The following is a 20507-nucleotide window of genomic DNA, read 5'->3' on the forward strand; positions in this document are numbered from 1 at the left end:
AAAAATAAATTTTTTAAAAAAATAACTCTATATTTGGTTACAAAGTAAGTGGAGGGAAAAATTTTATTGCGCGAAATTAGAACAAAATTAGAAAATTTGACAAAATTTTGTCCAAAAAATAATAATTTTTATTCAAATTAAATTGATTTTGTACTTAAAAATAGGAGTCAATTGGTTAAATTCTTAAAAAGTTCATGCATTCCTTGAGTAGCTGACATCTTTAACAATTCGTATTGTTGGGGAACACGCACATGATCTGCTTTGGGATCTATATAGTAAGCTTTACATTGAGCTGCAATTTCATGCACTAAACCTGCAACAGGATATACGCTTAATGTCGACCCGATTACAATAAAAATATCTGCACTTTGCACTAATCTAATTGCTTCTTCATAAGCTGGTACAGCTTCACCAAACCAGACTACATGTGGGCGAAGAGGATATCCATCTGGGCAAAGGTCGTGTTCTAAGTCTAATTTCCAACCCGTAATGTCATAAAACTGAGTTGTGAATTGTGCCTTTGGCCCCGAGCTTTTTGCTAACCGAATGTTTCCATGCAAATGTAAAACGTTGGAACTTCCTGCGCGTTCATGCAAATCATCAATGTTTTGAGTAATAACTTGTACTTCAAAATAGTCTTGTAGCTTGGAAATATATTGATGAGCTTGATTAGGTTGAGATTCTAAAATATTTTTGCGTCTTTCATTATAAAAGCGTTGAACTAAAGCAGGGTTCTTTTGCCATGCTTCAGGTGTGGCAACTTGCTGAATGTCATAATTTTCCCATAGACCATTACTGTCACGAAAAGTGCTAATTCCACTTTCGGCACTCATACCCGCGCCAGAGAATACAACAAGTTTTGTCATATAGGTCACCGAATCAGATAACTGATTTTAAATTAACTGCATAAACAAAGAAAAAAACCAGTCTAAATCTAAACTGGTTTTTATTAAATCTTGAAAACTATGCCTATCTTATAAGCCAGCTTCATATTCTGCATTTGTTAAAAGTTTTTCAACATCTGCAATATTGTCTGGTTTGATTTTATAAATCCAGCCTTTGCCGTATGGATCATCATTTACAAAATCAGGATCATCTTCAAGGTCAGTATTTACTTCTACTACAGTGCCTGAAACAGGAGCATGGATATCTGAAGCAGTTTTCACTGATTCAACAACTCCAGCTTGTTCGCCAGCTGTAACTTGACTACCAACTTTAGGAGTTTCGACATACACCAAATCGCCAAGCTCATCTTGTGCGTGATCAGTAATCCCTGTAATAACAAGATCACCTTCAATTTTTACCCACTCATGTGTACGTGCATACTTCAGTTCCGAAGGGTGATTCATGGTAACTCCTTAAGCTTGTGTCCAATAGTTTTAAACATTATAAGTATGGGTCTTTACGCCAGTTGCTTGGGCTGCGGCCACTCCAGCGTTTAAAAGCACGGCTAAAATTTGCAACGTCCGAATAGCCAAGTTCATCTGCAATCTGTTCAAGACTATAATCTGTACGCGAAAGCAGAGATGTTGCATGTCGATAACGGACTTCATCAACTAATGTAGAAAAGGAAGTTCCTTCTGCTGCCAATTGACGTTTAAGCGTGCGGTCCGACATATGTAGGCATTCTGCTACATTTTCTATGCTTAAGTAATGTTGTTCAGAATTACTTAAAATATCACGAACTCGCATTGCTAAACGTCGACGCTCACCCAAAGCGGAAAGTTCAGCTTCACATTGGTTAATGGCAACTTGACTTGCAATAGGGTCGGCGTTGACTAATTTAAGTCCTAAATACTTTTTATCAAAACTGGAAATTAAATGTGGTTGGTTAAAGCGAATTGTACTGCTCAATTTATTTCTATATTTTTCAAAACCTTCTGGCTCTGGGAAATCTAAGTCTACATCTCCAGCTAAATCTTCAATACCAGTCATAGCTTTCGCCATGCTCATAATGCCAATGGTTAAACCTAAAACGATTTCTGTACGTAAAGGCTCAAGTTCAATATCACACTGTAATTGTAAGGTCGCCTTGGGTCCAAATGTTGAGAAATATAATTGTAAAAAGGGCAGGCGTAGCTGAATAAAGCGTGCTGCGAGTGCAATTGCTTCTGTAATATCTTTGGCTGTCATAATTGCATAGCCAATGAAACCATGAATTGAAATACGCATTTGAGTACCAAGATGGTAACCCAAAGTAGTTTCACCAGTTAGTTTAAGAGCGTGTTTAACCAGCTCATTTGCTACTGGTGTAGAAATACGATAGTCAGGGTCAGCCAGTTGCTCGCTTGTAAGATGAAATGGAGCAAATAATGTTTCATCGTTGTATCCCCAACGTGAAACGACATCTAATAGCAATAAGCCATAGACACCCGGAATACCCTGATCTTGACGAGCTGAGGTAATTTTCATATGCGTTCCATTGCTCTCATCAATTTTTCACATGCATTTCTTACACATCTTGTCATGAAATATAATCTGAATTTATAAAAACTGTTAGACAATCATATCAACCATTTTTAAACATTCTTTTTAAAGACAACAATTTTTGTTGTTGAAATAAGTAAGACATCCCCATGCTGATTTAAGGCTTGTGTAACGTAACTTACAATACCACGATCTAATTTTGTTTTGGATGGGGTGATAGCTGAAATTTCAGTTTCAACATGAATTCTATCACCCGGTCGAGTGGGGCGTGGCCACCGCAAACTAGATTCTGAACCTATCAAACCTCCATGAATAGGCATGCATTCGGTCCATAAACGCATAGTAATGGCAGAAGTGTGCCAACCACTGGCAGCAATCCCTTGAAAAATAGGATCATGCTTAGCTTGCTCTTCATCTATGTGAAATGGTTGAGGGTCATAGGAATTTGCAAATTTTTTGATTTCATCTAAGGTGATTTCATATTCACGACTAATAAAACGATCACCAATTTTCAAATCTTCTAAATAAAGCATTAATCTTGACCCTGTAAAACTTTTTGTTCAATTAGGAAGCCACCTGTTTGACGTTTCCATAATTGGGCATATATTCCATTTTGCGCAATTAACTCTTCATGTGTTCCTTGCTCAGCAATTTGGCCTTCATCAAGAACAATTAAACGATCCATTTGTGCAATAGTAGATAATCGGTGTGCAATTGCAATAACAGTTTTATCAACCATAAGGTCATTTAAACTTGACTGGATAGCTGCTTCAACTTCTGAATCTAATGCACTAGTGGCTTCATCTAAAATGAGAATAGGAGCATCTTTTAAAAATACACGTGCAATAGCAATACGTTGTCTTTGACCCCCAGAAAGTTTTACACCACGTTCACCTACTTGAGCGTCATATCCATTACGACCCTTTAAATCTACCAATTGAGGTATAAATTCGGCGGCTTTTGCTTTCTTTACAGCAGTTTTCATATCGGCATCAGATGCATCTGGACGTCCATACTTAATATTTTCAGCGACTGAGCGATGTAATAAAGAAGTATCTTGTGTTACTAAGGCAATATTCGCTCTTAGACTATCTTGAGTCACATCTTCAATATTTTGCCCATCAATTAAAATTGCACCTTGCTTAAGATGATAAAAATGTAAAAGCAACTGAATAAGCGTAGATTTGCCTGCTCCAGAACGTCCAACAATTCCTATCTTTTCACCAGCTTTAATTTTTAAGTTGAAGTGATTAATCACATTTTTATTGTTATAAGCAAAGCTAACATCTTTAAATACAATCTCACCTTGGCTTACTTCAAGTGTTTTTGCATCAGGTTTGTCTTGAATATTAATTTTTTTACCTAATGTTTGCATACCATCTTGAATGGTTCCAACATTTTCAAATAACGCGGACATATGCCACATCATAAACTCAGCCATACTATTAAGTTTTAAAATCATGGCAGTAGTCGCTGCAATTACACCTAATGCTGCTAAACCTTGAGTCCATAGCCAAACTGAGGTGCCAATAACGCCAATAAATAAGACGGCTGATAGCATGTTGATACTTATTTCAAAAAGAGTGCCTAAACGCATCTGAGCATAGACTGTTGTCATAAACTCTTTCATTGATGCTTTTGCATATTGGCTCTCACGTCCTGCATGAGCAAATAATTTAACTGTTTGAATGTTGGTGTAAGCGTCGGTAACACGACCAGTCATAATTGATCGAGCGTCGGCTTGCTGCTGAGATACTTTACTTAAACGTGGAATAAAGAACCACGCACTTAATAAGAATAAGGTTAACCAAACTAAAAGTGGTATCAGCAAAGTTGTTGAAATTGAGCCAAGAACAATACTAACGGTAATAAAGTAAATAGCGACGTAAGCCAACATATCGCCCAAAATAATCCAGAATTCACGAATGGCTAGAGCGGTTTGCATAACTTTTGCAGAAAGTCTGCCAGCAAAGTCATTATGGAAAAAATCTAAGCTTTGTTTTAATAAAAGATTATGGAAACGCCAACGCAAACGCATTGGGAAAGTACTATATAAAATCTGATGTTTTACAATAGATTGAATGTTTACAAAAAAGATATTGGTAAATAAAACACCAATTAAAAGTAGTAAATCATTCGTGTGCTGACTTAAAAAACTTTCAGGATGACTGTTACTTAACCAGTCTACGAGTTGTCCAATCTTTGAAAAAAGTAAGGCTTCAAAGCTTGCCGCACCTGCTGTAAAAAGAATAAGTAAGAATAAGTAAGGGCGTAAGCCTTCCGTTGCTTGCCAGACAAATGGAAAAAAACGAGTTGGTAAAGGTTCATCCAGACCTTTTGTTGGGTAGGGATCTACAAGTTTTTCAAACCACTTCAGCATGAATTACTACCTTTAAGACAAAAGCCACTTAATTAAGTCTTTGCAATTAAATTTACAAAAAAGTCAGTTAGATCAATATCACTTCGGTTTTCGATCTTTTGAATATGCACAAATACACATGAACTGATTATGTTGTACGTCATTCATTCGTACATGACGTAAATTTGGATGCCTGAAGAAATCTTCAAGAATGTCGCGAAGACTTAAAAAATTATGATTTATTATATCGGGATTAATAGATAAAGTGGTGAAGGAATTTATTCTTTAAGTATTTTTTCTTACTATTTTGAACAATTGTTAAATTAACATTTTTTAAATCCATTTGAAAAAGGCCTTTATATTTGCATAATAAAGGCCCTTGTATGTCTTACCACATTAAATCATCAGGAATAACATAAGCTGCATATGGATCTTCTTCATCTGTAGTCTGTTCATTGGACTCAGCATTGTTCAATAAAATAAAACCTTTCATCTTCTGATCAATTTTTTCAGCTAATGCTTTAGGTAAGTAAGCATATTGATTTTGATCTTTAGCAATGACTAGACTGCCTGAAACAAGGGCATTATAAACTTGCTGAGAAATATATACCTTCTTGATCTTACCCTCATCAATAAATTGATAAACACTATCACCATCAGTATTTGAAATTTTATGATGTTTAATCATTTGAATGATTGATGCTTTGAGGACTTTTTCCTCAAGCTGTTGTTGTTTTTCTAAGTTTAAAGCCTGATCTTTAGCTAACTTTTCTTGTTGAGCTTTTTCAATATTCGCTTTGATTTCCGCCTCATTACTTTGACCGATACGTTGTTCATGATGAGCTTGTTTTGTTAACTTTTTTGCTTTTTTATTATCCACTAACCCAGCTTTTAGTAGCTGTGCTTGTAAGGCATTTTTAACCATGACTTAATCCTTATGTGAAGTTGAAGGGCTATAGAAGTAAACTACCCAGTAAGAAATGCTTAAGACTAAGCTTAAAGTTGCTGGCAATAAAAATGCTTGTAACTTTAAATGTGGATGTACCAGCGCGGCGAGAATTCCACCCAGCAGAAAACCCGCAAAAATTAGTAAGTGTAAAACAATACGTCGGTTTTCTACCTGTAAGCCTCTAGCTTTATATCCAAGTGCTAAACCGATATCTGTTAAAACGCCAGATAGATGGGTAGTTCGAATAATGGTTCCTTTATAATGGCTAACCATTGCATTTTGAAGGCCCATTGCTGTACAAGCCCATAATAATCCATAGCGTGGAAAATAAGGAAGTAATAGCCAACAAAGAAAAATGAATAAAGCAACAAGACTCAAAGGTAAGCCATAGCGACGACCTAGTCGAAAATGGCTGCTGCCTAAAATAAAACCACTATAAAATGAACCGCAAACATAACAAATGATCACCAGAAGCAAGAAAATGATATGTTCTGGTTGCCACTCTACCAAACTCATAGCTAGCATACTAACGTTGCCAGTCATGTGTGAAATTGATTGATGCAAAAGGGTAATTAACCCTAATACATTAATCATTCCGGCATTGAATGCCAGTAAAAAGGCTCCAAGTTGGAACCAGTTTGGTAGACGTTGAAATGGCATTTCGTTTAGGAAGCTTGTTTCGAACGAATATCTACAGCTGCGGTAAATAAAACGTCTGTAGAAGAGTTAAGCGCTGTTTCTGTAGAGTCTTGCAATACACTAATAATCATACCAATAGCCACTACTTGCATCGCAATTTCAGTTGAAATGCCAAATAAACTACAAGCTACTGGAATAAGAAGCAAAGAACCACCAGCTACACCAGAAGCACCACATGCTGAAACTGTAGCAACAACTGATAAGATGAGCATTGTTGCAAAATCAACATGAATTCCAAGCGTATGAACAGTGGCTAGTGTGAGTACGGTAATTGTCACTGCCGCACCAGCCATATTTACTGTCGCACCTAATGGAATAGAGACACTTGCTGTAGATGGATTAACACCTAAACGTTCTGCTAAATCTAAGTTAACTGGAATGTTGGCTGCTGAGCTTCGTGTAAAGAAAGCAGTAATCCCACTTTCTTTAAGGCATTTAAACACGAGAGGGTATGGGTTCCCACGTATAGTAAGCGCAACAAGAATTGGATTGATAACTAAAGCAACAAAGAACATCGTACCTAACAGTACTACTAATAATTGCGCATAACTTTCAAGTGTTGCGAGACCCGCATCTGCAAAAGTTACTGCAACCAATCCGAAAATACCGACAGGCGCAAAAGCAATTACTTTATGAATAATAGCACTAACAGCATGTGCAACATCCTGCATGACTTCTTTTGTGGTGTCTGAGCTATGGCGCATCGCTAAACCGAGGCCAATTGCCCAAGCTAAAATACCAATAAAGTTTGCTTCGCTAATGGCTTGAACAGGGTTAGCAATAAAGCTTAAAAGCAAATTTTTCAGAATGTCAGCTAAACTTCCTGGCGATTGCAAATCATTATGAGAAACTGTGTTGAGGAACAAAGTGCTTGGAAAAGAAAGACTAACAATCACAGCTGTGAAAGCAGCAAGCAACATACCTACCACATATAAAATCATGATTGGACGTAAATTCGCACTATGGCCCACCTGAAAATTGGCAATAGAAGAAAGTACTAATACAAAGACTAAAATAGGGGCAACAGATTTTAACGCTTTGATAAAAAGCTCACCAAATAAACTTAAATATGGCGTAATGTCTGGAAATAGTAATGCAACGCCAATACCTAAAATAATGGCGATAATAATCTTGGCTACCAAGCTTAATCGAGAAAAGAATTCAAGCATATAAAGACCTTATTAACCTATTCATGGCTAAAGGTTGAACAAGCGGAGTATTTTATACTTAAGTTATGGGAATCTTAAGCTTTTTTATATCAACTAGACGTTTTTATAGTAGATGGTAATATTAAGTCATTGTTTTAGTTTTGGTTAATTTTTAATTTTAACTTTTTTTATTGGAGGCTTTGCTTGTTAATTGTTCGTCAAGAAAACGAATTATATCAAAAGGGGTAAAAGTGCCGAATGAACTCCGAAGAAATAAATTGATAACAGATTAAATGGCATCGGTGAGGCTTTGGAAAAGCTACGCGAATTTTCAAAACTTTGTGCTTCGACTAGGCTCTAAGCTTTCAAGCTGAAAAATCGCATATTTCAGGAAATTACTACTATTATTATAAAATTATAATTTAAAAATATTATTTACTTGCACAGTACAGCTGATGAAGCGTATTTAAAATTGAATGCATATTGTCATCCTTAATAGAATAAAAAATTTGCTTGCCATCACGACGAGTTGATACAACATCACTTTTACGTAACATCATAAGCTGTTGTGAAAGAGTGGGCTGTGTAATTTGGGTCTTCTCTTCAATCTGTGAGACATTTAGCTCCTCGTAAGCTAAGTGACATAAAATTAATAAACGATCTGTATTAGCCAAAGATTTTAGAATTCCCACGACTGAATCAGCCGCATTTTTCATTTCTTCAATTTGGAGTCCATCTTTCATACTTTATACCTATATCAATATAGCGGGCATAGTATAGATTGATCTTGCTCAAATGAATGTAGCAAAACTAATCAATCCAATTGTTTTTGTTGAAAAGCAATATAAGGGGAATTGATAAATAAGTAGTATTTTTAATTAAAACAGTTGTTTGTATTTCTTTTGTGTTTAAAATGTTGCATTGTGTTATAAGTTTAATTGTTAAGTATAAGTGAATTGAAGTCAACATGAAATAAGCCTTATTTCATGCCGATAAATAGTTAAATCTAATTTATCTTTAAATGAAACAAAAAAAATGATTGAGTTTTTATTTTTTAAATATATAATCTGTTTTGTACAGACAGGTCTGTATATTTTGGTTTAGTAAGGTCGAAAAAAACGTCTAATTTTGAACCAAAATGACTTTCAGACGCAGCGTGATAGATAAGAAGAATATTAATATAAGAAGAAGAATGTCACGCTTTATTTTTAAGCAGCTCTTTCAAAGTCAATTAACTTTTCAACTCGATTCCAATAATCATAAATTTTTATTGAACCATGCTCGACCTGAGCTTGAATGGTCATACCTTCCAATATATTAACGAGTAGTAAAGATAAAGGACCTGGTTCTTTTACATTATATTGGTTGAGAAGGTTTTGCATAAGTTGAGTCAACCAAGCTTTATACAAAGTGGCAGGTTGATGTGTTGATGGATATTGTTTTAAAACCTCTTCCAAAGCTTTTTGAAACATACAGCCATTAAAGTCTTCACTATTAAACCAGTCGGAATACCATAAAAATACTGCTTTAATTCTCGCAAGAGGGTCTAACTCATCATGTTTTGATAAGGCCGAGGTAAGAGAGTTCTGTAAAAGCGTGTTTCGTAGAAGTAGACATTCTTCAATTAATTTTTCTTTTGATGGAAAATGCTTGTAGAAAGTCATTTTTGCAACGCCAGATTCATTAATGATGCGATCCACACCTATAGAATTATAGCTATACGAGTTAAAAAGTCTTAATGCGGTGTTAATAATGTCATCTTTCTTCGACATATTTTTAGCCTCTCACAAATGAATTGCTATTAGCTTGTGAACTGTGATCTGTATTAATGAAAATCTGGATATTTAATTTTACAAGGTATTGTTTGTTATTGATAGAAAAAAGATATTATTTTTTTAAACTGTAACGTTTAAATTTTAAGGAAAAAGTAAGTAAGAAATGTGTCGTTTTTTTAATCATGAAGCTTTTCTATTTTTAATTCTCATTTCAAGATTTTTTCAAAGTTTAATAATCTTAACCACGCATTATTTAAGATTTTTTTAGATAAATTTAACGAATAATAATTGAATGTATTTTTGAGTTTGCTTGCTAATTTAAAAAGTAGGTTTTTCCACTTTCATGAAAAAACCTACTTTTATTAAAACATTTACTCTGCAGGGGGTAAAAGCATCAGAATAGATTCATTTAATAAGTGAGCAACGTTTTCTAGTTTTTCGTCATCATTAAAATGGCTATCAAATGGCAGGCTCTCTCCATTGGCAATCGCTTTTAATTTTTGCTCAAAGGGTTCAGCTATAAATAGAACTTCACCATTTCCCCAAAAGTTTAGGGTTCCGTTTTGTTCTGTATAAAGTAGTCGAGAGGCTGGCTCTAAAAGAACTTCGTATCCTTCGTGTAAAATTTCTTTCAAGTCATCGGCTTCGATTTCATCAGCTTCTGGAATATTATCTGGATATTTAGGTTCACTCATATAAGACATGATAGCGGCGTCAAGTACTGATGAATCTTTTAATTGAGCTAAAACTAAGTCTTTTAAGTGGCTCAGTTCAGTTGCGTTAATTTCACCAATTTGCCCCATCTGTTTGCGTGCAATGTCTACAACAGGATTTTGCAATACAGTATTAGCTGAAAATTGATCACTAATACGTTCCATCATTCCTGCAACGTTTGGCATGCGAAAGCCAAATGAGAAAGTTAAGCAATCGTCTTCGGCAACGCCATAATGTGCCATTCCAGGCGGAACATATAGTAAATCACCTGGTGCTAGAACTTCATCAAATTGTACATCTATTTCTGGTAAAAGTTTTAATGGTTGATTAGGTACAAATGCAGTATTTACATCGCACATTTGTCCTATCTGCCAGCGACGATGTCCGTGACCTTGAACTAAAAACACATCATAAAAATCAAAATGTTTTCCAACTGAACCGCCTTTAGGTGCATAAGACACCATAATATCATCACGGCGCCATTGAGGAATAAAAGGAAATTTTTTCCAAAGCTCAGAAAGATCAAAAGAGTAGTGGTCTACCGCCTGTACTAAAAGCGTCCATAATTTTGGTAGCTTTTGAAAGTCTCCTTTAGTTAGAGGTGAAGACTTGACGTGCCATTCATTTGGATTTCTATCTTTTTGGCGAATGAGTCGGGCACTCGCATGTTCTTCCAAAGCAAGTTCTTGCACATCTTGCGGTTCTAAAAGACCTACAATCTCTGGCAATCCGTTACGTACCAGCAAAGGTTTTTTCTGCCAATATTCTGCTAAGAATTGTTCGGCAGTAATACCGCCTAAAACTGCTAAAGGTTCTGTCATGGAAATAACCTATTTATAAAAATATCTAAAATTAAGGAATCTGTAGACCAAGCTGCCTTAAAATATGGCAAAGTTGAATCATGGGTAAACCCATAAGAGTCGTCTGGTCTTGGCCTGTCATTTTTTCGAACAAACTAATTCCTAAACTTTCACACTTAAAGCTACCAGCACAATGGAGTGGTTGATCTAATGCAATATATCGTTCAATTTCGGCTTGATTCAAGGTTCGGAATTTAACTTGATAATGTTCAATAAGCGTTTGTTCAAAATTCATGTCAAGCCATTGCACACTGAGTGCGGTACTAAAGTAGACAGTTCGACCTGAGTTTTCTGCTAACTGTAATTTGGCATTTTCAATGGTCATCGGTTTACCAATAAAGTCATTGGGAGCATGTTCTCGCCATGCGACTTGATCGGAACCAATAATAATTGCATGTGGGTTTTGTGCAGCAATTACTTGGGCTTTTGTGAAAGCCAACCTTTTTGCAAGTTCATCTGCATGGATCTCATCCCGAGGGCTCTCATCAATATCTGGACTAACACAGATATAGTTAATCCCTAAGCGATCCATTAAGGCTTTGCGTGTTTGACTGCTTGATGCCAAAATAATTTGTGGCTGTACCATTACACTGCAAATTCCATTAAAACATCTAAAGGTACATAGCTTAATACAGCTTGATGACATGCATGTATTTTAATGGGAGGGGCTTGACCTGCTTGATAAGCTTCTACCCAACGAGTTACACAGATACACCAGAAATCACCGGGCTTTAGGCCTGGGAAATCTACTTCTGGTAAAGGGGTAATAAGATCATTCCCAATTTTTTGTGAAAAATTTAAGAAATCAGAGGTCATTTGCGCACATACAGTATGCTGACCAAGGTCTGTGACTGCTGTGTGGCAAAAGCCATTTCTAAAATAGCCAGTAATAGGGTCGAAACAACAACTTGCTAAAGGTTCCCCTAAAACATTTAAACGATTGATTTGTGGATCTGGATGAATAGACATAATGGATGAAATATCAAATGACTATCTCTATCATAATCAAAACTGGGGCTTTCTACAGCTTTTATGCAAAAAAACTAACCTTTTTTGATGTAATCATTTAAAATTGGCGCGTTTTTAAAATCATAAAGAGAGCTTTACATGAATTTTCAGCGTATGACTGACCTTAACTTAACAGGTAAACGTGTCCTTATTCGTGAAGATTTAAACGTTCCTGTCAAGAATGGTGTGATTACTAGCGATGCTCGCTTGCGCGCAGCATTACCAACTATTAAAGCTGCTTTAGAAAAAGGTGCAGCTGTGATGGTGTTTTCGCATCTAGGTCGTCCTGTTGAAGGTGAACCAAAGCCAGAACAATCACTTGCGCCAGTTGCTGCTTATTTAACAGAAGTATTGGGCCAAGACGTTAAATTGTTAACAGATTACCTAGATGGCGTAGAAGTTGAAGCTGGTCAAGTCGTACTGCTTGAGAATGTGCGCTTTAACCATGGTGAAAAGAAAAATAATCAAGATCTTGCACAAAAATATGCTGCATTATGCGATGTATTTGTTATGGATGCATTTGGTACTGCTCACCGTGCAGAAGCATCTACTGAAGGTGTAGCTCGTTTTGCTCCTGTTGCAGCAGCTGGTCCTTTATTGGCAGCTGAATTAGATGCACTTGGCCGTGCAATGCAAACTCCTGAAAAACCGATGGTTGCAATTGTTGCTGGTTCAAAAGTTTCAACTAAACTTGATGTTTTAAACTCACTTTCTAGTATTTGTGATCAACTTATCGTTGGTGGCGGTATTGCAAATACATTCTTGGCAGCTGCTGGTTTTAATGTTGGTAAATCATTATACGAAGCTGACTTGGTTGAAACTGCAAAACAAATTGCTGCGAAAGTAAGTGTTCCACTGCCTACAGATGTGGTAGTTGCTGATGCTTCGCAAATTAATTTTGAAGATTTCTTAGGTTCGTTGGCAGCAGCGCAAGCAGTTGTGAAGAAAGTAGAAGATGTAACATCAAACGATATGATTTTAGATGTCGGTCCGGAAACAGCTAAAGCATTTGCAAATATTTTAACAACATCAAAAACGATTCTTTGGAATGGTCCTGTAGGCGTATTTGAAGTTGATCATTTTGGTGAAGGTACTAAAGCACTTTCTCTTGCTGTTGCACAATCTGCTGGTTTCTCGATTGCTGGTGGTGGAGATACTTTAGCTGCGATTGATAAATATAACGTTGCTGATCAAATTGGTTATATTTCTACAGGTGGCGGTGCATTCCTTGAATTTGTTGAAGGTAAGACTTTGCCAGCAGTTGCTGTTTTACTTGAGCGTGCTTAATACTGTTATCTAAAAAATAAGAAGGGATTGGGCTACCAGTCCCTTTTTTCATGGATAGGTCATTAAACTGTCATATATCTGCAATAAAATAGCGAGCATTAAATCACCAACTGTGGACAATAGTGATGAATTTAAAGCTTACATTTGCTGCTTTGTTAATTGTACCGATGATGTTGACTGCTTGTGCTAAGAAAGATGAAGCATCTCAGGCTGGACAAGAATCGGCTGCTTCTACTGCTGTTTCTGAAAAAGTAACACCTGAGCAACAAGCAGCAATTGATGCGATTGATAAGCCAGTTTTAGATGAAAAGAATACCGATGTGGTTGAAGGTAGTGCACCAAGTGAGGCTGCTGCTTCAGAAACACATTAATTTGTTGTTTTTTGTTAAAAAATCCCTGCATATGCGGGGATTTTTTTTGAAATACTGTGATTTGTTGCTGAATTGAAATAAATGAAAGGGTAGAATAACCCGCACTACCTGGGAGGATATTATGGCACTCATTTCAATGCGCCAGCTCTTGGATCACGCTGCTGAACATAACTACGGCGTACCAGCATTTAACGTAAATAACTTAGAACAAATGCGCGCAATCATGCTTGCCGCGGATGCAACCAATTCACCTGTAATTGTTCAAGCATCAGCTGGAGCTCGCAAATATGCAGGCGCTCCATTCTTACGCCATCTTATTTTGGCTGCAATTGAAGAATGGCCACATATTCCAGTGGTAATGCACCAAGACCATGGTACAAGCCCTGATATCTGTCAGCGTTCAATTCAGCTTGGCTTTAGCTCAGTAATGATGGACGGTTCATTAGGTGTAGATGGTAAAACACCTACATCTTATGAATACAATGTTGATGTAACTCGTAATGTTGTTGCTTTGGCACACGCATGTGGTGTTTCTGTCGAAGGTGAGATTGGCTGTTTAGGTAGCCTTGAAACTGGTATGGCTGGTGAAGAAGATGGTGTTGGTGCAGAAGGTGTACTTGACCATTCTCAACTTCTAACTTCTGTTGAAGAAGCGACTCAATTCGTTGCTGATACAAATGTAGATGCACTAGCAATTGCAGTTGGTACTTCACACGGTGCGTATAAATTTACGCGTCCACCTACAGGCGATATCTTGGCGATTGACCGCATTAAAGAAATTCATGCAGCATTGCCAAATACTCACCTTGTAATGCATGGTTCGAGTTCTGTTCCGCAAGAATGGTTAAAGGTAATCAATGAGTTCGGCGGTAATATTGGCGAAACTTATGGTGTGCCTGTTGAGCAGCTTGTAGAAGCAATTAAACACGGCGTACGTAAAATCAATATTGATACTGATTTACGCTTAGCTTCAACTGGTGCGATTCGTCAGTTTATGGCTGAGAATCCATCTGAGTTTGATCCACGCAAATACTTTGCTAAAACAGTTGATACAATGAAGCAAATTTGTGTCGATCGTTATGAAGCGTTTGGTACAGCTGGAAATGCTGACAAGATCCGCCCAATCTCTTTAGAGAAAATGGTTGATCGTTATAAATAATTCCCGTTAGGGTTTAATTTATAGAAGCCGGTTATTTATATAACCGGTTTTTTATTAGTTAAATTTTATTCATAAAAAAACCTGTGTTTATCACAGGTTTTGATGATGATAAAGAACTTATTTCTGTAAGTTCTTTTTGTCTAAACTTGGATCTTTGATTTCTACATATGCATTTGCACGGACTTCACGCAACCAGCTATCGATTTCAGTGTTAAATTGGCGTTCACCTAAAATTTGACGTGCCATACGCTCTTGATATTCGTGAGTCATATCTTTTTCACGTTTTTCAGTTACTTGTAAGATATGCCAACCGAATTGAGTCTGGAATGGTTCGCTGATTTCACCTACAGGAATTTCCTGCATTTTTTTATCAAATTCAGGGACCATCGTACCCGGAGTTACCCAACCTAAGCTACCACCATCGCGCGCTGAACCCGTATCATTTGAATAGGTAGCTGCAAGTGTTGCAAAATCATCGCCAGCTTTTAAGCGTTTATAGATGTTGTCAATAATTTGCTTGGCATTTTCAAGGCTAACCACTTCAGATGGTTGAATGAGAATGTGGCGAGTTTGAAATTGAGGTACTAAAGCTTTTTGCTCATTTTGTTTACGCTCAATAAGCTTTAAAACATGTACACCATCACGTACTGAAATTAAGTCAGTTGTTTGGCCGTCTTGTAATGGAGTAATACGTGCTGCAAGTTCAGCAGGAATGTCTGAAAGTGGACGGAACCCCATGTCAGCACCATCAACTTTTACATTTGCAGTTGAAAGTTTTTTCAATGCGTTTATATCATTACTTTGTGCAAGCTTTGAACGTACTTCTTGAGCCACAGATTGAACTTCCTGTGGATTATCACCAGCAATACGCATATGGATTACATGTGCTTGGTTGCCTAAAGCAGCTTGTCCCTGAGGTGATTTTAAGAAGTTTTCTACATCTTGATCACTAATTTTAATACGAGACATGACTTGTTGTTGGCGCAAACGACTAATTGCTAAATCTTCAGCGATTCGACCGCGTAAACTTTCATAAGTCCCTGGTGCCATAGCATCTAACTTTTGCTGGAAGGCTTCTAAGCTCTTAGTTCCAGATTGACTTGCTACTTTTAATACGGCTTCATTTAAGCTTTTTTCATCAGGTTTGATACCATATTTTTTAACTTGCTCAAGTTGTGCCTGACGCAAGATTAATTGATCTAACACCTGAAATTGTAAATATTGCTGAGGTGGAACCTCTTTTTTTTGTGCTTGTAGTTCGTGAGCGGCTTCAGCCATCCCTTGTTGAAGATCGCTTTTTAAAATTACGCTATTGTCCACAATTGCCACAACTTCATCAGCGGGTTGGGCAAAACTATGCATTGATGAAGAGATTAGGGCAGCAAGGGTAGTTGCTTTAAAAAACTGTTTAAGATGCTTTGTCTTCATTAACGTTGTGTCCAAGATTGATTAATTTTGTTAAAACCTAAAACGCGATTTTCAAGTAAAGACGCGAGTTTATTGTTTAAACCACCTAAACCTTTTAGTGTAATTTCGGCCATAATGGCGCGCTTTTCACTAACATCTGGAGATTTTGGATCATCTAGGTCGTTGTAGTATGAGCGGCCATAGACTGAAATACCCCAGCAACATGATTCATAGTTAACGCCTAATAAAATCTCACGCGCAACATCGTTATCCATGTCGTATTGTACGTGCCCCATAATACGCCAATTGTCTTTAATTGGTTGTATAAACGATGCAACAACCTGATCGTAAGTATCTTGACGGCCTACAATATCTTTGCGATAGAAATAGCCTAAGTTATATAGATTTCCTTTATCTCCAGTATAGTAAACCTGAAAATCACGCTGAGCGTTATCACCATTAGACATCCATGCTGAGTTGGCTGCGATAGTGAAGTTTTGATTTAACTGGCTTGTTAAACTTACAACTGGACCAGTATTGCGTTCTGTATCAATCTCGTCTTGTTGCTTTAATGTCACACGGCGGTCTTCAAAATAATAACTTTGACCAACACTTGCACGTAGACGTTCTAAGCCTACTGTGTCAAAAAGACTATAACTTAAGCCAAGTGATAGAAAGTTGTTGTCTTCAAGACGGTCATGTCCGTAGAAGCGGTAAGGGTTAAATAATTGATCGTAACTTACTGATGCTGAAGTTGAGTCAAAGTTTGGAGAACTGTCTTGGTTTTTGTATGGAGCATATGCATAAAATGCACGAGGAGTAAGGGTTTGTAAATACTTGCCCTCACGTTCAAAATTCAGTCCAGTGTCCAATGTAAATTGAGGTACAACTACTGATTTATTTTCAGAACCGCCATCTAAACCTTGAGATGCGATACTGTCCTTATCATAGAATGTTTGAATAGAGCGTACGGAAACTTCAGGTATTACAAATGCTGCTGGTGTGCGGTAGTTATAACGCGTAGCAAACTGGTTGTAGATACGTGTACCACTACTTTCCTGAGCAGAATCATCAGTAATTGATTTCTTGAAGTATGCAGTATCGTTATTAAATTCGTATTGTAAGCCTAATGGATTGCCTGTGACATAATTCAATAAGAATTGTGGTAAACGCGCATAAGGCTTATCAATATCCGCAATTTCCGGATCAAGTGTCTGGAAATCTTCGACTTTAAGTTGAGCTTTTAAGCCTGGAATACCATGTTGGTAGTTAAGTTCCCAAGCTCTACGTAAGTTTAGGTCTGTTTTAGAGTTAGGGCTGCTATCTAAATCTGAAAAATAGTCTTTATCTGAAGCGTAGTTATATTCGAGATTAGTTGACCATTGATCGTTGATATCCCAGTTATGTAAGAAATGGAAATCTTTACGATCTTTATCATCGTATTCTTTGTCAGATGGCAACATGCCACCCCACATTTCACCCGCACCAAAACCATCGGTTAAGTATCGAAAGTCACCTTTTAGCATTGCACCGCGGTCTGCTAAATAACGCGGAGTCAGTGTTAGATCATAGTTAGGTGCAAGGTTTAAATAAACTGGAACAGAAAGCTCAATACCACCATCGTTTGAGAAACCAAACTGTGGGTTGAGAATACCTGTAGTTCGGCGATCATCAATCGGGAAGTTAAAGTAAGGAACTGCTAGAACAGGAACGTCTTTAACATACAGTTTTGTCCCGCGAGTTACACCACGCCCAGTTTCCTGATTTAACTCAATTTTATTTGCCTGAATTTTCCAACCCGGTTTTTGGCCTGGTGGGCAAGTCGTATAGGTTGCATCGTTAAGAACCATGACATTTGGCGAGGTTCTTTCGATTTTTCCTGCATGACCATGGGCATGTTGTTGTTCAGAAATATAAAAACTATTTTCTAAATTACCAGTCTGGTTTTTTAGGTTGTAATTAATTTCGTCACTCTGTGAAAGTAACCCGCCTTGAGCGAGTTGTACTCGGCCTTGTGCATGTGCAAAGGTTTGGGTCTTATCAATCGTAACCTTGTCAGCACGAACCGTGCGTCCTTCCTGATCAATAACGACGTCGCCTTCTAAAACAGAGTCACCGGCAGGATTATAATGTCCATAGTTAGCCGTAACGACAGAAGTCGTTTTGTCGGCATCTAGAGCTTTGGTCTCAGGGTTAATCGGTGTAACCCATGTACCCTGGCAAAATGCCGAGCTTAAATATTTATTGTCACGAAGCTGTGCCTCAGGTGCTGATTTATCAACATAATACTGTTGAAAGAATTCTTGACCCGGGTAGGCTTCTTTGATGCTCGCTTTAAGTTGATTATTGTCTATATTGGAGACAACATCAGCTGACTCAGCATAACTTGATTGTATGGAGCCACATAAGAGCGTAAAAATAGCTGTCGCTAAAGGATTAAATTTAAACTGATGCTTCATTGTCTCATTAACCAAGTATGCTAATTCACAATTAATTATTGTCGCATCATAGAGAAAAAGTTTATAAGTGGCTACACTTAACCCTTCAAAAATCTCAGCTTGTTTTAGATTTTATTGCAAATGAATACACAACGTGAACAATTGATATATACATGGCTTACATCTGTTCTTGAAAATGATCAATTTAAGATCGCTTTTTTGGCAGGTGATGCAAGCTTCCGCCGTTATGCGCGTATCCAGTTACAAAATAAAACGTATATGCTCATGGATGCCCCTCCAGAAAAAGAAGACTGTGTTCCGTTTGTGACCATTGACGAATTTTTTGCAGGCCATGGTGTACGCGTCCCTCAGATCGTCGCGAAAGATTTAGCTCAAGGTTTTCTGTTATTGGAAGATTTTGGTGATGTGCTGTTGTCGACATTATTAAATGATGAAACAGTCGATAAATATTATGAACAAAGCTTTAAACAGCTGATTCATTTGCAGTCTGTGAATGGTCAGGAGCAATTTCCAGCATACTCCTATGAGAAATTGTTAACTGAAATGAAGCTATTGACTGACTGGATGCTGCCATCTTTGCAGATTACTCCTAATGCGAACCAGCAACAGATAATTGATGATGCTTTCGATGTATTAGCAAAAACTGCATTGGCTCAGCCGCAAGTGATTGTACATCGTGATTTTCACAGTCGTAATTTGATGAAAATTGCAAATGAACCAGAGCTTGGAGTTATTGATTTTCAGGATGCGGTGATTGGTGCAGATACTTATGATCTAATTTCGATTACTCGTGATGCTTATGTTCAGTGGAATGCAGAGCGTGTGTATCAATGGTTTAGAGTCTTTTATGACTTATTACCTGAGTCTGCGAAATTGAACCGTAGTTTTGAACAGTTCAAACGTGATGCAGATTTAATGGCTATTCAGCGTCATATTAAAATTTTGGGCATCTTTGTACGTCTGTTTGAGCGCGATGGTAAATCAGGTTATTTAAAAGATTTACCACGTGTAATGTGGTATTTGATTGAAGAAAGCCGTGGTTATGCTGAACTTGATGAGTTTATGTTGTTCATAAATGACATAGTTATGCCGAAGTTTATCGAGAAATATGGTAACTACGAGGTAGCAGCATAATGAAAGCAATGATTCTTGCTGCTGGTTTGGGTAATCGTATGCGTCCACTTACGCTATATACACCAAAGCCTTTGCTTGAGGTAGGTGGTAAGGCGCTTATTGTGTGGCATATTGAAAAACTTAAGAAAATTGGTGTGACCGAAATCGTCATCAATTCTGCATGGTTGGCCGATAAACTCATCAGCAGCTTAGGCGATGGCTCTCAATTTGGTGTGGATATCCGTTGGACACGAGAGGATGAAGGGTTAGAAACAGCTGGTGGAATTATTAATGCTTTGCCACTGCTTGGAACAGATCCGTTTATTCTGGTGAATGGAGATGTATGGACCACAATGGATTTTGAAGCCCTACGCCATATTAAGCTAAATGATGATTTAGCACATCTTGTGTTGGTTGATAATCCTAAACAGCATCCTGAAGGCGACTTTACATTGTTCGATGGACGCACTTTTACATTTGATCAAGATGTGACGGGTGAGAATCTCACTTTTAGTGGTGTGTCTGTTATCCATCCTAAGCTTTTTGATGGATTGGAACCTGGTAAACGTCCTTTAGCTCCATTGTTGAAGCAAGCGATGCAGAATCAAAAAATATCTGGCGAAAAACTTAAAGGTGCATGGGTAGATGTGGGAACGCCTGAGCGTTTAATGGAGCTAGATTTGCAAATTCGTGAAGGCTTCTACGATTAACTGTGTAATCCCTAATCGTTAACTAGTGTTCCACGATGCATAAATGGGTATACTTTGTTTTA

Annotated in this window: 20 protein-coding genes; 5 read left to right on the forward strand and 15 right to left on the reverse strand. The window is 37.4% G+C overall.

The window, feature by feature from the left end; genetic code table 11:
* Nucleotides 1–167: 167 nt before the first annotated feature.
* From BMW38_RS01760 to BMW38_RS01820, 13 genes are all read right to left on the reverse strand, one after another.
* The gene (locus tag BMW38_RS01760) at nt 168–875 is read right to left on the reverse strand and encodes an SIR2 family NAD-dependent protein deacylase (RefSeq protein WP_092705580.1); all 708 of its coding nucleotides are present in this window, start codon (nt 873–875) and stop codon (nt 168–170) included.
* Nucleotides 876–974: 99 nt separating this feature from the next.
* Nucleotides 975–1349 (reverse strand): glycine cleavage system protein GcvH, encoded by a 375-nt coding sequence (gene gcvH, locus BMW38_RS01765; protein ID WP_092705581.1) that lies wholly within the window; start codon nt 1347–1349, stop codon nt 975–977.
* A gap of 37 nt (nt 1350–1386) precedes the next feature.
* On the reverse strand, nt 1387–2412 hold the full coding sequence (locus tag BMW38_RS01770; RefSeq protein WP_017390547.1) for an AraC family transcriptional regulator: 1026 nt from the start codon (nt 2410–2412) through the stop codon (nt 1387–1389).
* A 107-nt stretch (nt 2413–2519) separates the two neighbouring features.
* Nucleotides 2520–2960 (reverse strand): MaoC family dehydratase, encoded by a 441-nt coding sequence (locus tag BMW38_RS01775; RefSeq protein WP_003651428.1) that lies wholly within the window; start codon nt 2958–2960, stop codon nt 2520–2522.
* Complete coding sequence (locus BMW38_RS01780; protein ID WP_092705582.1) at nt 2960–4807, reverse strand: ABC transporter ATP-binding protein; 1848 nt, start codon at nt 4805–4807, stop codon at nt 2960–2962. The genes BMW38_RS01775 and BMW38_RS01780 overlap by 1 nt, the downstream gene beginning before the upstream one ends.
* Nucleotides 4808–5174: 367 nt before the next feature.
* A complete protein-coding gene (locus BMW38_RS01785) occupies nt 5175–5711 on the reverse strand; it encodes a DUF2058 domain-containing protein (RefSeq protein WP_092705583.1) in 537 nt (178 codons plus the stop codon).
* 3 nt (nt 5712–5714) lie between these two features.
* Nucleotides 5715–6395 carry a YoaK family protein gene (locus tag BMW38_RS01790; protein ID WP_092705584.1) on the reverse strand — a complete coding sequence of 227 codons (681 nt, stop codon included), beginning with the start codon at nt 6393–6395 and terminating at the stop codon, nt 5715–5717.
* A gap of 5 nt (nt 6396–6400) precedes the next feature.
* Complete coding sequence (gene sstT, locus BMW38_RS01795; protein ID WP_092705585.1) at nt 6401–7603, reverse strand: serine/threonine transporter SstT; 1203 nt, start codon at nt 7601–7603, stop codon at nt 6401–6403.
* A 410-nt stretch (nt 7604–8013) separates the two neighbouring features.
* Nucleotides 8014–8325: an ArsR/SmtB family transcription factor gene (locus BMW38_RS01800; RefSeq protein ID WP_002121379.1), complete on the reverse strand. Its 312-nt coding sequence runs from the start codon at nt 8323–8325 to the stop codon at nt 8014–8016.
* 465 nt (nt 8326–8790) lie between these two features.
* The gene (locus BMW38_RS01805) at nt 8791–9354 is read right to left on the reverse strand and encodes a TetR/AcrR family transcriptional regulator (protein WP_092705586.1); all 564 of its coding nucleotides are present in this window, start codon (nt 9352–9354) and stop codon (nt 8791–8793) included.
* Between the two features lie 374 nt (nt 9355–9728).
* Complete coding sequence (locus tag BMW38_RS01810) at nt 9729–10892, reverse strand: ribosomal protein uL16 3-hydroxylase (protein ID WP_092705587.1); 1164 nt, start codon at nt 10890–10892, stop codon at nt 9729–9731.
* 31 nt (nt 10893–10923) lie between these two features.
* Nucleotides 10924–11517 (reverse strand): Maf family protein, encoded by a 594-nt coding sequence (locus BMW38_RS01815; RefSeq protein ID WP_092705588.1) that lies wholly within the window; start codon nt 11515–11517, stop codon nt 10924–10926.
* Nucleotides 11517–11900: a DUF2237 family protein gene (locus tag BMW38_RS01820; protein WP_003651438.1), complete on the reverse strand. Its 384-nt coding sequence runs from the start codon at nt 11898–11900 to the stop codon at nt 11517–11519. The genes BMW38_RS01815 and BMW38_RS01820 overlap by 1 nt, the downstream gene beginning before the upstream one ends.
* Before the next feature lie 138 nt (nt 11901–12038).
* Between BMW38_RS01820 and BMW38_RS01825 the strand changes: the two genes are divergently transcribed.
* The 3 genes from BMW38_RS01825 (at nt 12039) to fba (ending at nt 14756) form a co-directional block, all read left to right on the forward strand.
* On the forward strand, nt 12039–13226 hold the full coding sequence (locus BMW38_RS01825; protein WP_092705589.1) for a phosphoglycerate kinase: 1188 nt from the start codon (nt 12039–12041) through the stop codon (nt 13224–13226).
* Between the two features lie 125 nt (nt 13227–13351).
* A complete protein-coding gene (locus BMW38_RS01830) occupies nt 13352–13597 on the forward strand; it encodes a hypothetical protein (protein WP_005041128.1) in 246 nt (81 codons plus the stop codon).
* 121 nt (nt 13598–13718) lie between these two features.
* Nucleotides 13719–14756: a class II fructose-bisphosphate aldolase gene (gene fba / locus BMW38_RS01835; RefSeq protein WP_092705590.1), complete on the forward strand. Its 1038-nt coding sequence runs from the start codon at nt 13719–13721 to the stop codon at nt 14754–14756.
* A gap of 117 nt (nt 14757–14873) precedes the next feature.
* Here the strand turns inward: fba and BMW38_RS01840 are convergent, their stop codons facing one another.
* Nucleotides 14874–16184 carry a peptidylprolyl isomerase gene (locus BMW38_RS01840; RefSeq protein ID WP_092705591.1) on the reverse strand — a complete coding sequence of 437 codons (1311 nt, stop codon included), beginning with the start codon at nt 16182–16184 and terminating at the stop codon, nt 14874–14876.
* The gene (locus BMW38_RS01845; RefSeq protein WP_092705592.1) at nt 16184–18622 is read right to left on the reverse strand and encodes an LPS-assembly protein LptD; all 2439 of its coding nucleotides are present in this window, start codon (nt 18620–18622) and stop codon (nt 16184–16186) included. The genes BMW38_RS01840 and BMW38_RS01845 overlap by 1 nt, the downstream gene beginning before the upstream one ends.
* 120 nt (nt 18623–18742) lie before the next feature.
* On the opposite strand from BMW38_RS01845, the gene BMW38_RS01850 reads away from it, so the two are divergent.
* Together BMW38_RS01850 and murU are read left to right on the forward strand one after the other, a co-directional pair.
* Nucleotides 18743–19756, forward strand: coding sequence for an aminoglycoside phosphotransferase family protein (locus BMW38_RS01850; protein WP_092705593.1), 1014 nt, complete (start codon nt 18743–18745; stop codon nt 19754–19756).
* Nucleotides 19756–20445, forward strand: a complete 690-nt coding sequence (gene murU, locus BMW38_RS01855; RefSeq protein WP_005047459.1) for an N-acetylmuramate alpha-1-phosphate uridylyltransferase MurU — start codon at nt 19756–19758, stop codon at nt 20443–20445. The genes BMW38_RS01850 and murU overlap by 1 nt, the downstream gene beginning before the upstream one ends.
* The last annotated feature ends 62 nt before the right edge of the window (nt 20446–20507 follow it).

The organism is Acinetobacter sp. yr461, from assembly GCF_900110445.1.
GTDB classification, from domain to species: Bacteria; Pseudomonadota; Gammaproteobacteria; order Pseudomonadales; family Moraxellaceae; genus Acinetobacter; species Acinetobacter calcoaceticus.